The 13,602-nt window shown below is 64.1% G+C and carries 8 protein-coding genes; 3 read left to right on the top strand and 5 right to left on the bottom strand.

The window, feature by feature from the left end:
* Positions 1-50: 50 nt before the first annotated feature.
* The 3 genes from ACGYLC_RS07570 to ACGYLC_RS07560 are packed head-to-tail and all read right to left on the bottom strand — an operon-like array spanning position 51 to position 4,047.
* Complete coding sequence (locus ACGYLC_RS07570) at positions 51-2,405, bottom strand: glycosyltransferase family 2 protein (RefSeq protein WP_394422408.1); 2,355 nt, start codon at positions 2,403-2,405, stop codon at positions 51-53.
* Positions 2,405-3,031, bottom strand: a complete 627-nt coding sequence (locus ACGYLC_RS07565) for a sulfotransferase (protein WP_394422407.1) — start codon at positions 3,029-3,031, stop codon at positions 2,405-2,407. Before ACGYLC_RS07565 ends, ACGYLC_RS07570 begins: the two co-directional genes overlap by 1 nt.
* Positions 3,028-4,047, bottom strand: coding sequence for a glycosyltransferase family 2 protein (locus ACGYLC_RS07560; RefSeq protein ID WP_394422406.1), 1,020 nt, complete (start codon positions 4,045-4,047; stop codon positions 3,028-3,030). Before ACGYLC_RS07560 ends, ACGYLC_RS07565 begins: the two co-directional genes overlap by 4 nt.
* A 185-nt stretch (positions 4,048-4,232) precedes the next feature.
* Here ACGYLC_RS07560 and ACGYLC_RS07555 point away from each other — a divergent pair, with 185 nt between their 5' ends.
* On the top strand, positions 4,233-5,141 hold the full coding sequence (locus ACGYLC_RS07555; RefSeq protein ID WP_394422405.1) for an AAA family ATPase: 909 nt from the start codon (positions 4,233-4,235) through the stop codon (positions 5,139-5,141).
* A 4-nt stretch (positions 5,142-5,145) separates the two neighbouring features.
* Complete coding sequence (locus ACGYLC_RS07550) at positions 5,146-6,405, top strand: VWA domain-containing protein (RefSeq protein WP_394422577.1); 1,260 nt, start codon at positions 5,146-5,148, stop codon at positions 6,403-6,405.
* A 211-nt stretch (positions 6,406-6,616) separates the two neighbouring features.
* Here ACGYLC_RS07550 and purL read toward each other — a convergent pair whose 3' ends face one another.
* On the bottom strand, positions 6,617-8,776 hold the full coding sequence (gene purL, locus ACGYLC_RS07545; protein ID WP_394422404.1) for a phosphoribosylformylglycinamidine synthase subunit PurL: 2,160 nt from the start codon (positions 8,774-8,776) through the stop codon (positions 6,617-6,619).
* Positions 8,777-9,059: 283 nt separating this feature from the next.
* Entirely contained in the window at positions 9,060-9,971 is a 912-nt protein-coding gene (locus tag ACGYLC_RS07540) for a LysR family transcriptional regulator (protein ID WP_067260717.1), read from the bottom strand.
* A 169-nt stretch (positions 9,972-10,140) separates the two neighbouring features.
* Here ACGYLC_RS07540 and ACGYLC_RS07535 point away from each other — a divergent pair, with 169 nt between their 5' ends.
* The gene (locus ACGYLC_RS07535) at positions 10,141-13,557 is read left to right on the top strand and encodes an indolepyruvate ferredoxin oxidoreductase family protein (RefSeq protein ID WP_394422403.1); all 3,417 of its coding nucleotides are present in this window, start codon (positions 10,141-10,143) and stop codon (positions 13,555-13,557) included.
* Positions 13,558-13,602: the final 45 nt, after the last annotated feature.

The raw sequence follows: 13,602 nt of genomic DNA, 5'->3' as shown, positions 1-13,602 counted from the left end.
CGGGAGTGGAGGGAATTGGATTCTGGCGGGGGCGCTGCCTGGGTCACGGGTCAGCTTTCCATATCGAGGGCAAGGGCATAGGCGGCACGCTCGGTCGCGGTTAACTTGATGTTAAGCGCTTGGCGGTAGAGATCGCGGAATTCCGGTGTCTGGCGCAGGTCTTCGGCCTTGGCGCGGTGCCAGTCGAGGCCCGCTTTATGGTGTTTGCGAAGTTGGGCGTCGGCGAGGAGGCGGTCCATCTCGGTGCGCAGACGGGGCAGGTTGCGCTGGATCGACAGGTCACGGTGGTCGTTCCAGTCCATTCGGATCCAATAGTTGATCCCGATGGAGCGGTCGACGTGAAGCGCGCGCCCGCGTTGGCGTTTGATGAGGAAGGAGTCGGCTGAGCGGAGGGCATAGTGGTTCAACTGTAACAGGTCATAGCCGATGTTGCTGCGCGAGGACCGCCAGCCATTGCGCAACGCATCGCGCGTCATGTCGCGGCCCGCGCCATTGACCCATTTGACTTGGCCCGCCGCGGCCTCATTCAATTTGTTTGGCCGGTGGCAGGAGAGTTTGCCATAGGCGCCGAGGTTGCGGAACATCGTCTTGAACCCCCATGCGGTATGGGGTTTGGGGCAAAAGCTCGGCGCGCAGTGGTCGAATTGGCCGATCACGGGGGTTGCCGACAGGGCAGTCACGCCGTTGTGGCCGAAAAGGCGCCACGTCATCGCGATATTCGTGGCTTCGGGGGCGGCGGCGAAGAAGTCTTGGAGCCTGCCGTTGCCGGTGCGGATATTGACGAATTCATCCACGTCAATATGCGCGATCCATTCCGCCTGGCGGACGAGCGGTTCCTTCGGCGCTTGGTTCAGCGCGTGTTGTTGGGGGGAGTTGCCTTTCCAATCGTCGTTGTTGCGGTGCTGTAGAATGCCCATGTCTTGCAGCCGCCCCAAAACGGCATCGGTGCCGTCGCTGCAATCATTGGTGTAGATCAGGAAGTTATCGAAGCCCACAGCGCGGTGATAGGCCACCCATTCGACGATATAAGGCGCTTCGTTCTTCATGCAGGCGACGATGACATTGCCGCTGTTGCCGGGTGGCAATGCGCGCGGGGGGACGGCGGTGTAAACGGGCGCGGGCTGGTCTTCGCCCGCAGGGGCCGCGCCGTTGTGGGGGCGGAAAGGGCCGCGCAGGATCGTTTCGTGGTTGACCTTCAGCCGGGTGAGGAGCCGGGCATTCGCGGCGCGTGCCTCTTTGGGGGCGTCGGGATCGTGCAACAGCGCCTCGAACTTTGCGGCAGATCGGCGCGCCTCCTCAACCTCCGCGCGTTTTTGCGCGAGCGGGGTCGCGGCGCTGCGGATGCGGTGGGCGAAGGCTGTGAGGTATTGGGTGGCGCGAAAGCCGAACTGAGGGTCGGCTTCTTGCCATGTAGCCTCGGGCGCATCGGGGGTAAGCGCCTGATCCAGCGCGGGAAAACGGGCGATGAGCGCGGCATTGTCGCGGGCGAAATGGTCAGAGATCGCGGCGAGGCTCCCGGGTTTGATCACGGGGCCGCCGATTTGCAGCGCCTGCAACATCTGGCTCCATGTGCTGCGCGGGCAGGCGAGGTCATGGGCCTGTTGATAGCGGATCAGCACATCATTGAACTGCCGCATCCGCGTCAGCCAAGGCGCGGGCAGGGCTGCGAGGGCGCGGCCCGGAGCGACGGGGCCGAGGGGCGTGGAAAGGCCCAAGCTCTCGGTGATCTCGCTGGCCCCGGCCTTGGACATAAGATGTGGCAGGTCGAGGGGGCGAAACGTAATGCTCGCTGTGCCGAAGGCGGCGGCCCAATGGGCGTGCAGCGCTTGATAATCAAGCCAAAAGGGCGGGGCTTGCACCTCGGGGAAGAGGCCGAAATCCGGTGCGACCTCCCTTTGAGCAAGCGCGCCTTGCCACCAGTCGCCGCGCTCGGCCAAGGCCAATTCCTGTGACAGCGGATGACGGCGGCTTTCGGCCACGGCAAAGCCGTAATGCGCAACCAGCGTTCGCGCCTGTTCATCCAGATGGGCGACCACGCGGATGTCGTCGAAATAGGGGCGCAGCAGATCGTGCAGGGCGCGCAGCTCTTCGGGGTGTGACAACAGATTGCCCAATTGTGCCGCGCTCAGCACCACATGTTCGGCGCGGGTCTTGGCCAACTCATGCGGGATCAGCGCGTGAAATTCATCGCGCAGGGTGGTGCCGATCAGGGGGCTGTCCAAGCCGCGGCGGTGGCGTAGCAGACCCACCGCTTCCGGGGCGGCGCAGGCGGCATAGAGGCGGACGTGGTTCCAATCGGCGGCCAGAACCCCCTGCTTGAGCAGCGCGTCCTTTTGCTGATGCAAGATAGTGCGCAGCCGGGCGGCAGCGCGTTCGGTCGGGCCGATAAAGAGGGTCAGCCGCATCACCCGGCCTCCGCCTTGCCACTGTTGCTTTGGCCCCACCACGGCAAGTCGATCTCTAGATAATCCGCGATCTTGTCGCGCGCCTCGGGGTCTTCGATGTCGAACTCCAAAAAGTTGGCACAGCCGGCAAAGACACGGCGGCAAAAGGCGAAATGCCCTTCGATCCACCGGGCGAGCTCGGCCTCGTCGCGGCCGAAACCGCGGGGCAGCCCCGGCACATCGGCCTGCGGCAAACGGCGGCGGCCCAGATTGTTCCAACGCATCATGCTATTGGCCGTCTTGGCCGGATCACGGTGCGAGAGCAAAAACTTGACCTTGGGATGGTGGTGCTGAATGGCGCTTATCACGCCCCAATCGGTCTGCGGCCAGAGGCTGCGGTCATGGCGTACGGCGCTCATCTCATTAATTGCATCGAATTCATGCAACCGCGCCAGCGGGTCGCCGCTGGCAAAGTAGTCGGCATAGATGATCCGCCCCAGATGCGCTCCGGTGATCTCGGGCGCGTTGCTTTGGCCCTTGCGAATGCGCCAATCCGCGACCCTGAGCCCGGCGTGGCGCAGCGCATCCGTGAGCGTGGTTGTCCCGGTTTTGGGCAGGCCGAGGTTGACGATCCGCGGCCCCGTCATGTCAGGCCGATCTCGGCGCGGACCCGCGCCTCGGCGGCACTAAACGGGCTGGCTGCGCGCAGTTGCGCCTGCATCGCGCGGTATGCCGGATCGGTCAGCAGCGCGTCGCGGCGCGCGCGGTGAGCGGCCACGCAGGCGGCATGCAGATCGGCGACGCCGGGCAGCGCCTTCAGGCGGTCGATTTCGGCGTGCAAGGCAGGCAGGTAGCGCTGAACCGAGCGATCCTCCCAAGCTGCATCGTTCCGGTCGCGCCAATAGCTGTCATCGAAAGCGCGGTGCTCCCGGTTCACGTCGCCCCGGTCGTTCTTGACCAGATAGCTGTCAAGCGAGCGCAGCGCGTAGTGGTTCAGCGTGGCAAAGCGCCGTGCATCACGGGCCGGAAAGGCGCGGATGCGGCGTTTGCTCGCGGCACTGCGAAAGGGCGCGGGCACCTGTCGGCCTGCGCCATCGGTCCAATGCGGCTGGTGTTTCGTGTCATCGTGGAAGGGCCGATGCGCGCCGTAATAGCCCAAGGGGAAATCTTGGCGCACCAAAGTCTTCACCTCGATCGCCGTATCGGCACAGCAAATGTCGGGATTATGGCTATGGGTGAATTGCGCGATGACGGGAGCGTCGGCGAACTCCTCGACCCCGCCATTGGCGAAAAACTGGAAATGCAGCGAGATCGCCTGCGGGTTGCCGCAGGCCGTGATCAAATCGGGCAGGCGGTGGTCGCCGACATGGATGTTCAGAAATTCGTCCACATCGGCGATCCAGACCCAATTGGCCTGCGTGATGATTGGGCGACGCCGCGCATCCTTGAGCGCTTGCATCTGGTAGTTTCGATTGGTGGCCGGGTTGGGCAGATGGGTGACGATACCGTGGCGGGCAAGCGCGTCGAGCAGCGCATCGGTACCATCGCTGCAATCGTTGGAGTAAAACAGGAAATCCGTGACCCCGATCACCCGGTTGAAGGCAATCCATTCCAGCAAAAACGGGCCTTCGTTCTTGACGCAGGTGACAGCGGTGATGCGCATGTCAGACCCCGCCGCGCCGGATCGCGATGATTATGCTCTGTCCCATATCCGCCCCTGTGGCCCCCTTGTTGCCGGAAGCCGTCGTTTATTGCGCGGAACTATGCCAGCGCGGGGAAATCCCGTCAATCTGCCGCGGCGCGGTCTGCCCTCTTGACGGGGCGGGGCGGGGATGCACCACTGGGGCCATGAAAAACATTGATACGATCGACGCGGTCCAAGAGATGCTGAGCGCCGAGGGCTATGTCTGCGACCGCGCGCTTGGGGTCGTGGTGTTTCTCAGCCTTACGCTGGGGCGGCCCCTGTTTTTGGAGGGCGAGGCGGGCGTCGGCAAGACCGAGATCGCCAAGGCGCTGGCCGCCGGTCTGGGGCGTCGGTTGATCCGGTTACAATGCTATGAGGGGCTCGACGCATCCAGCGCGGTTTACGAATGGAATTTCCCCGCGCAGATGGTCGCGATCCGCACGGCGGAGGCGGGCGGCGGTGCAGACCGGCGCGCGCTGACGCAGGAGTTGTTCAGTGACGACTACCTGATCGAACGCCCACTTTTACAGGCGCTGCGCCCGGATGAGAAGGGCGCCCCGGTGCTGCTGATCGACGAGTTGGACCGCACAGATGCGCCTTTCGAGGCGTTCTTGTTGGAGGCGTTGAGCGATTTTCAGGTGACCATACCCGAGCTTGGCACGATCCGCGCGCCCGAGCCGCCGATCGTGATCCTGACCTCGAACCGCACCCGTGAGGTGCATGACGCGCTGAAACGGCGCTGTCTTTACCACTGGGTCGATTACCCGGATATGGCGCGCGAGATGGCGATCCTTGCCGCCCGCGCGCCTGAGGCCGCAGAGGCGCTGAGCCGTGAGGTGGTGGCCTTTGTCCAGCAATTGCGGACCGAGGATCTGTTCAAGAAACCGGGCGTGGCGGAGACGATTGACTGGGCGAAATGTCTGTTGGCCTTGGATGTCACGACGCTCAGCCCCGAGGTCATCGCCGATACGCTGGGGGCCGTGCTGAAGTATCAAGATGACATTGCCAAGCTGCAAGGCTCCGAGGCGGCGCGCATTCTTGATCAGGCCCGCGCATCGCTGGCGCCTGCCTGAACCGATGGGCGAAGACCTGCCCTTGGACCTGCCCGACGACCCCAAACTTGCGGGGAATATCACCCATTTCGCCCGCGCCCTGCGCCGGGCGGGGCTGTCAATCGGGCCGGGCCGGGTGGTAGAGGCGGTGGAGGCTGTCGCCGCCGTGGGCTTCACCAGCCGCCGCGATTTCTATTGGACGCTGCACGCCTGTTTTGTGAGCCGGCCCGAACAGGCGCGGGTCTTTGCGCAGATATTCCGGCTTTATTGGCGTGACCCGCGCTATCTGGAACATATGATGGCCGCGATGTTGCCTGCGATCCGCGGCGTGCAAGAGGATCGCCCCGCCACACCCGCAGAGAAACGCGCGGCGGAGGCTCTGTTGGACGGGGCCGAGGCGCCGGAGCGAGAGGACGCGCCTCAGCCCGAGGAGACCCTCGTCGAGGTGGATGCGAGCCTGACCATGTCCGCGCGGGAGCGGTTGCGCAGTTTGGATTTCGAACAGATGAGCCTTGCCGAAATGGCTGAGGCGAAACGGATGTTGGCCAAGATCGACCTGCCGGTGCCGCCGATGCCAAGCCGCCGCGATGTGGCGGCGGCGCGGGGGCGGATCGATGTGGCCCGCACGATGAAAGCCGCGCTGCGGCGGGGTGGAGAGATGGACCGGCTTTATCGGAAGACACCCCGCGCGCGCTATCCGAACCTCGTCGTGCTGTGCGATATTTCCGGCTCGATGAGTCAATACAGCCGGGTGATCCTGCATTTTTTGCATGCGGTGGCCAACCGCAGGGGCAAAGGTTGGGCGCAGGTGCACGGTTTCACCTTTGGCACCCGGCTGACCAATATCACCCGGCATCTTGCCACCCGCGACGTGGATGCGGCGCTTGCCGCGGCGGGGGCGAAGGCGCAGGACTGGGAGGGCGGCACGCGCATCGGCGCGGCGCTGGCGACCTTCAATCGCGACTGGTCGCGGCGGGTAATGGGGCAGGGCGCGGTGGTCTTGTTGATTACCGACGGGCTGGACCGGGACGATCCGGAGGAACTGGCGCGGCAGATGCAGCGGCTACACCTGACCGCGCGGCGGGTCATTTGGCTGAACCCGCTGCTTCGCTGGGACGGTTTCGCGCCCAAGGCGGCGGGGATTCGCGCGATGCTGCCCCATGTCGATAGTTTTCGCGCGGGGCATTCGATTGCATCTTTGGAAGCGCTGGCCCAGGCGATCTCGCGCCCCGATGATGCGGGCGAAAAGGCGCGGATGCTGGCGGGGTTGAACGCAGAGGTTTAGCCGATGAAGGGCAGGCGGAGGGCTGCGGGTCTCACCAAAACCAGAGGGGTTTCGGACCCACCCTTGATTGATCCCGGCCTGTCACCCGCCTGTCGTCGGTTCAAGCGAAATAGCCGTATCCCCTGAAGGGGCCCCTCGGCGATTTCGCTTGCCCCGCCGCCCTGCGCGCGACCGTTTGGTCTCAAGCAAGGGCGGCTCCGAAACCAGAGGTTCAGGCGAAGGTCTGGGCGAAAGTGGTGCGGTAGATCGCGCGCAGGTCCGACAGGGGGGCGGAGGTGTTGCCGAAGCTGATCTTGTCGCCGCCAAAGGCGCCGACGGCGGTGACCGGCACGCCGGAATCCTTGCCCGCCGCGATCAGGGTTTCCGCGGCTTCGGCGGTGCAGGCCACGAGGTAGCGGGCTTGGTCTTCGCCAAAGAGGGTCGCGGTGTCATCGCTTTCGATCTCGACGCCGATGCCTGCGGTCTCGGCCAGCTCGAAGGCCGCGAGGGCGAGGCCGCCGTCGCCGAGGTCGGTACAGGCGGAGATTTGGCTGGCTTGGGCGCGGATGAATTCGCCGTGGCGGCGTTCGGTGGCGAGGTCGACATGGGGGGCGTCGCCCTCGGCCCGGTCGAAGGCTTCGGCGAGCAGGGCGGATTGGCCGAGGTGGCTGCCCGCCGCGCCGATCAGCAGGGCGACATGGCCGTCGCGCAGCTGATTGCTGATGACTTGATCGAGGCTGTCGATCAGACCGACCGCGCCGATGGTGGGCGTGGGCAAGATGCCCTTGCCGTCGGTTTCGTTATAGAGCGACACGTTGCCCGAGACGATGGGCATGTCGAGCGCGCCCACGGCTTCGCCGATGCCTTTGATGGCGCCAACGAACTGGCCCATGATCTCGGGCTTTTCGGGGTTGCCGAAGTTGAGGTTGTCGGTCGTCGCCAGCGGTTTGGCGCCCACGGCGCAGAGGTTGCGGTAGGCTTCGGCGACGGCCTGTTTGCCGCCTTCGGTGGGGTTGGCTTTCACATAGCGCGGGGTCACGTCGGAGGTGAAGGCCAGCGCCTTGTCGGTGCCATGCACCCGCACGATGCCCGCGCCGAGGCCGGGCAGGCGGACCGTGTCGCCCATGACCATCGTGTCGTATTGTTCGTAAACCCAGTCTTTCGAGGCGTGGTTCACGGAGCCGATCAAGGCGCGCAGACCTTCGATCGGGTCGATGCTGGGCGCGTCGGTCAGTGCGGCGGCGGCGGGGGTTTCCACCCAAGGGCGATCGTATTCGGGCGCGGTGGAGGCGAGTTTCGACAGCGGCAGGTCGGCTTTGACCTCACCATCGAGACAGATGAGGAAGCGGTCTTCGGGGAGGGTTTCGCCGACGATGGCGAAGTCGAGATCCCATTTGTCGAAGACGGCTTTGGCCTCGGCCTCAAGCTCGGGGCGCAGCACCATGAGCATACGCTCTTGGCTTTCGCTCAGCATCATCTCATAGGCGGTCATATGCGGCTCGCGCGTCGGAACCTTCTCAAGGTCGAGACGCACGCCGAGACCGCCTTTGTCGCCCATTTCCACCGCCGAGCAGGTGAGGCCCGCAGCGCCCATGTCTTGGATCGAGATCACGGCGCCGGTGGCCATCAGCTCGAGCGTGGCTTCCATCAGGCGCTTTTCGGTGAAAGGGTCGCCGACTTGAACGGTGGGGCGTTTCTCTTCGATGGTGTCGTCGAATTCGGCGCTGGCCATGGTCGCACCGCCGACACCGTCGCGGCCCGTCTTCGCACCGAGGTAGACCACGGGCATGCCCACGCCGGAGGCGGCGGAGTAGAAGATCTTGTCGGCATCGGCGAGGCCCGCCGCGAAGGCGTTGACGAGGCAGTTGCCGTCATAGGCTTTGTCGAAACGCACTTCGCCGCCAACGGTCGGCACGCCGAAACAGTTGCCATAGCCGCCGACGCCTTCGACGACGCCATGCACAAGCTGGCGTGTTTTGGGGTGGTCGGGGCGGCCGAAGCTGAGCGCGTTCATCGCCGCGATCGGGCGCGCGCCCATGGTGAAAACATCGCGCAGGATGCCGCCCACGCCGGTGGCCGCACCTTGGTAGGGTTCGATGTAGGAGGGGTGGTTGTGGCTCTCCATCTTGAAGACCAGCGCTTGGCCATCGCCGATGTCGACCACGCCCGCGTTCTCGCCCGGGCCGCAAATCACCTGCGGGCCGTCGGTGGGCAGGGTGCGGAGCCATTTCTTGGAGGATTTATAAGAACAGTGCTCGTTCCACATGGCCGAGAAGATGCCCATCTCGGTGTAGTTCGGCTCGCGCCCGAGGATGTTGACGACCTCGGCGTATTCCTCGGGGGTGAACCCGTGGCTGGCGATGAGGTCGGGCGTGATGGCTGGATCTTGCATGGAAATTCCCCGGCTGGCGCGTTTGCGCCCTCATACAAGGGGAAATGCCGGGGGGGAAGTGGCTTTGGCCGCCTGCGGGCTGAAAGAAGGCGTTGGGTCAAAAAAAAGGCCGAGCTAAAAGCTCGGCCAAGTCCAACAGGGAGGTATGAAGCGACGCGCCCTCAGGCTGTCAATCTTCATGATGGTGAAATAGGAGGCAGGGCTGCCCAAATCAAGGCTATTTAACATCGCAAGTCATCATGGCCGATATGCGCCTGTTGCATGGCTGGCCATAGGCTGCGGTTCAGCCTTCGCCCTCCACCCGTTCGCGCCATTGTTTGCGGTAGGTGATGATCTCTTCCTGAACGAAATCCTTGAAGGCGGCGACGCGTTTGGATTGGCGCAATTCCTCTGGATAGGCGAGGTAGACCGGCACTTCGGCGGATTCGATATCGGGCATGACCTGCACGATATGCGGGAAGTCTTGGATGAGGTAGTTCGGCAGCACCCCGAGGCCAAGGTGGTGCACCACGCCTTGGAGCACGCCGAAGTAGTTGTTCACCGTCAAGAGCGAGCGCAGGTCGTACATCATCAGCTCTTTGACAAGTTGCAGCCCTGCGCCGACCTGATCGCTGTCGGTGTTCTGACAGATCAGCCGGTGATCGGTCATATCCTCCATCCGCGCGGGCGTACCGTGTTTTTCCAGATACTCCGGGCTGGCGTAGAGGCCCATGCGCACGGACATCAGCCGTTTGCGAACCAGATCGGCTTGGCTTGGTTCCTTCATGCGGATCGCCACGTCGGCCTCGCGCATCGGCAGGTCGAGCACGCGTTCTTCGAGCATCAGATCGACTTTGAGGTCTGGATATTGCTCGTAGAGTTTGGGCAGGCGTGGGGCGAGCCAGAGGGTGCCGAAGCCGGTCGTCGTCGTGACACGCAGCTCGCCAAAAACCTCTTCTTCGCTGTCGCGGATGCGTGCGGCGGCGGCATCAAGGCGTTTGGCCATGGCCGAAGTCGCGTCGAACAAAAGCTCGCCCTGTTCGGTCAGGATCAGCCCGCGCGCATGTCGGTGAAAGAGGTTGGTGTTAAGCTGCTCTTCCAGCCCGCGAATCTGCCGGCTGACGGCGGATTGCGACAGGTTCAGCTTGTCGCCTGCATGGGTCAGCGACCCCGCATCGGCCACGGCGTGAAAAATTCTGAGTTTGTCCCAATCCATGGCCCGTACTTTCCTTGCCCAGCCTTTCTCCTACCTTAATAGACGGGAGAAAACAGCACAAACCGTCGCCTGCGAGACTGTCGTTGCGGAATAACTGCTATACAGGTCAGCAACTGTGACCTATAATCCGGGCAATCATGCAAGACTGACGTGCTAGGGAGGGCCCGCCATGACGACGCAAAAGATTTCACTGAACGACCGTTTTGACCTCGACAAAAGCCCGGTGCTGCTGAACGGCACACAGGCGCTGGTGCGCCTGATGATGATGCAATCGGCGCGGGACCGTGCCGCGGGGCTCAATACCGCGGGCTATGTGACCGGCTACCGCGGCAGTCCGCTTGGCGGCGTGGACCTGCAGATGCAGCGCGCGCAGAAGTTCTTGACCGACTACAACGTGCGCTTCGAGCCGGGGCTGAACGAAGACCTCGCGGCGACCATGCTTTGGGGCAGCCAGCAGGCGGAACTGCGCGGGGAGGGGAAATACGACGGCGTCTTCGGCTTGTGGTACGGCAAGGGGCCGGGCGTGGACCGCACCGGCGACGTGATGCGCCACGCCAATATGGCGGGCACCTCGCCCCACGGCGGCGTGCTGATGGCCATGGGCGATGACCACACCGGCGAATCCTCCACCGTGCTGCACCAGTCCGAATGGGCGATGGTGGATGCCTATATGCCCGTAGTCTCCCCCGCCGGTGTGCAGGAAATCCTCGACTACGGCATCTACGGCTGGGCGCTGAGCCGGTTCTCGGGCCTCTGGGTCGGTCTCAAGACCATGAAGGACACCGTGGAGGCCACCAGCGTGGTTGACGGCGATCCGAACCGGATGAAGCTGGTGATCCCTGACTTCGACATGCCCGACGGCGGCCTTAGCATCCGCCTGAACGACACGCCGCATCTGCAGGAAGCGCGGATGATCGACTACAAGCGCTTCGCGGCCGAGGCGTTTTCCCACGCCAACAAGATGGACAAACGTGTCTGGGGCAAGCGCGGCGCCAAGATTGGCTTTGCCGCGGCAGGGAAGAACTGGCTCGACCTCGTGCATGCGATGAGCCTGCTGAACATCGACGCGAACGAGGCCGAGCGGCTCGGCATCACCACCTACAAGATCGGCCAGACCTTCCCGCTCGACATGCAGGGCTTCCACGACTGGGCCGATGGGCTCGATCTGGTGGTCGTGGTCGAGGAAAAGCGCAAGCTGATCGAAGTGCAGATCAAGGAAGCGCTGTTCAACGACACTCACCGCCGGGTCTATGGCTGGCACAAGGGCGGTGCGGGGATGGAGCACGGCGAGGAACTGTTCCCGACGCGCGGCGCGCTCGACCCGATCCTGATTGCCGAGAAGATCGGCGGCATCCTTCTGGAAGAGGGACGCGAAACCGATGGCATCCGCGCCGGGCTGGAAGCGCTGAACGAGGCGCGCCGTTCTGACAATGCCGAGGATATTGCCGCCCGTCTGCCGTATTACTGCGCCGGTTGCCCGCATAACTCCTCAACCAAAGTGCCGGACGGCTCCCGCGCCTATGCGGGGATCGGCTGTCACTACATGGTGCAGTGGATGGACCGCGAGACCACCGGCTTCACCCATATGGGTGGCGAGGGCGCGAACTGGATCGGGGAGGCGCCGTTCTCGAACACCCAGCATGTTTTCCAGAACCTCGGCGACGGCACCTATAACCACTCCGGCGTGCTGGCGATCCGTGCGGCCATCGCGGCGGGCACCAATATCACCTATAAGATCCTCTACAACGATGCCGTCGCCATGACCGGCGGCCAGCATAACGAAGGCGACCTCGACGCTTACCGCATCGTCGATGAACTGAAAGCCATGGGCGTGAAGAACATCGCCGTGGTCTATGACGCGAAGGAAGACGTGGACCTTGCCCGTTTCAAGGGCGTCGAGATCCACGAGCGCGCCGAGATGCCGGACGTGCAAAAGGCCTACCGCAAGCACAAGGGCGTCAGCGCCATCGTCTACATCCAGACCTGCGCCGCCGAGAAACGCCGCCGCCGCAAGCGCGGGCTGTTCCCGGACCCCGACAAGCGTGTCTTCATCAACGAGGACGTCTGCGAGGGCTGCGGCGATTGCGGCGTGCAGTCGAACTGCGTGGCCGTGGTCCCGAACGAGACCGAACTGGGCCGCAAGCGCGCCATCGACCAGTCGCAGTGCAACAAGGACTTCTCCTGCCTCGACGGGTTCTGCCCCTCCTTCGTGACGCTGGAAGGCGCCAAGATTCGCAAGGATCCGACCACCGACCTGACCATCCCCGACCTGCCGCAGCCCGAGCTGCCCAAGATCGACGGCACCCATAACGTCGTCATCACCGGCGTCGGCGGCACCGGGGTCGTGACCATTGGCGCGCTCTTGGCGCAGGCGGCTCAGCTCGACGGCAAGGGCGCGGGCATGATGGAGATGGCGGGCCTCGCCCAGAAGGGGGGTGCGGTGCATATCCACTGCCGTCTGGCCGAACGCCCCGAAGACATCAGCGCGATCCGCGTGGCCACCGGCGAGGCCCATGCGCTGATCGGCGGTGATCTGGTGGTCTCTGCGGGCCACAAGACGCTGGGGCTGACCCGCGCCGGGCGCACCGGGGCGGTGGTGAACTCGCACCAGATCATCACCGGCGATTTTACCCGCGACACCGAGTTCCAGATGCCCTACGACCGGCTGAGCCTCGCGCTTGAGGCGCGTCTGAAGGACGACGTGGCGATGTTCGACGCTTCGGATCTTGCCAAGGCGACTTTGGGCGATTCGATTTTCTCCAACATGATGATCTTCGGGGCCGCGTGGCAGCGCGGTCTGCTGCCGCTCACACTCGAAAGCCTGATGCAGGCGATCGAGATGAACGGCGCGGCGGTGGAGCGCAACAAGCGCGCCTTCGAGATCGGCCGTTGGGCGGTGCTCTACCCCGAGGATGCGAAAGCGGTGAGCCTGCCCGATAACGTCGTGGAACTGCCCAAGTCGCTGGGGGAGAAGATCGCCTTCCGCGAGAACCACCTGACCGACTATCAGGGCAAGAAACTGGCCAAACGCTACCTGACAATGCTCGACGGTATCGAGGATCGTGACGTCAAGGCGGCGGTGGCCTTGGGGTATCACAAGCTCCTGAGCTACAAGGACGAATACGAGGTCGCCCGCCTGCTGATCACCAGCCGAGACAAGGCGCGGGCGGAGTTCGAGGGCGACTTCAACATGACCTTCCACATGGCGCCGCCGCTGATCTCGAAGACGGGCCCGAATGGCCGTCCGCAGAAGCGTGAGTTCGGTCAGTGGCTCGAAGGGCCGCTGCGGGTCATGGCGAAGTTCAAAGGGCTGCGCGGCACGCCGCTTGATCCTTTCGGCTATACCGCCGAGCGCAAGATGGAGCGTGCGCTGATCAAGCAATATGAGGCCGATATGGCCGAGGTGGTGCCAAAGCTGACCGACCAGACCCGCGACGCCATCGTGGCGCTGGCCGAGCTGCCGCTGCAAATCCGCGGCTTCGGGCCGGTGAAGCAAGCCAATGAGGCTAGGGCCGCGAAACGGCGCGAGGAACTGCTGGCGGTGATCCGCGCTGGTGGCACCGCCACGGCCAAGGCGGCGGAGTAATACCGCTGTTACATCTCTGCCTTAGGGTGTGCTCCAAGACGCTCC

The organism is Sulfitobacter sp. 1A12157, from assembly GCF_043557345.1.
Taxonomy (GTDB): domain Bacteria; phylum Pseudomonadota; class Alphaproteobacteria; order Rhodobacterales; family Rhodobacteraceae; genus Sulfitobacter.
The sequence above is the reverse complement of the archived record's forward strand: the minus strand, read 5'-3'. Positions and strand labels throughout refer to the sequence as shown.

Excerpts from the sequence above, each read along its gene's own strand:
- ACGYLC_RS07570 (WP_394422408.1), bottom strand. The coding sequence starts at position 2,405 with ATGCGGCTGACCCTCTTTATCGGCCCGACCGAACGCGCTGCCGCCCGG.
- ACGYLC_RS07565 (WP_394422407.1), bottom strand. The coding sequence starts at position 3,031 with ATGACGGGGCCGCGGATCGTCAACCTCGGCCTGCCCAAAACCGGGACA.
- ACGYLC_RS07560 (WP_394422406.1), bottom strand. The coding sequence starts at position 4,047 with ATGCGCATCACCGCTGTCACCTGCGTCAAGAACGAAGGCCCGTTTTTG.
- ACGYLC_RS07555 (WP_394422405.1), top strand. The coding sequence starts at position 4,233 with ATGAAAAACATTGATACGATCGACGCGGTCCAAGAGATGCTGAGCGCC.
- ACGYLC_RS07550 (WP_394422577.1), top strand. The coding sequence starts at position 5,146 with ATGGGCGAAGACCTGCCCTTGGACCTGCCCGACGACCCCAAACTTGCG.
- purL (WP_394422404.1), bottom strand. The coding sequence starts at position 8,776 with ATGCAAGATCCAGCCATCACGCCCGACCTCATCGCCAGCCACGGGTTC.
- ACGYLC_RS07540 (WP_067260717.1), bottom strand. The coding sequence starts at position 9,971 with ATGGATTGGGACAAACTCAGAATTTTTCACGCCGTGGCCGATGCGGGG.
- ACGYLC_RS07535 (WP_394422403.1), top strand. The coding sequence starts at position 10,141 with ATGACGACGCAAAAGATTTCACTGAACGACCGTTTTGACCTCGACAAA.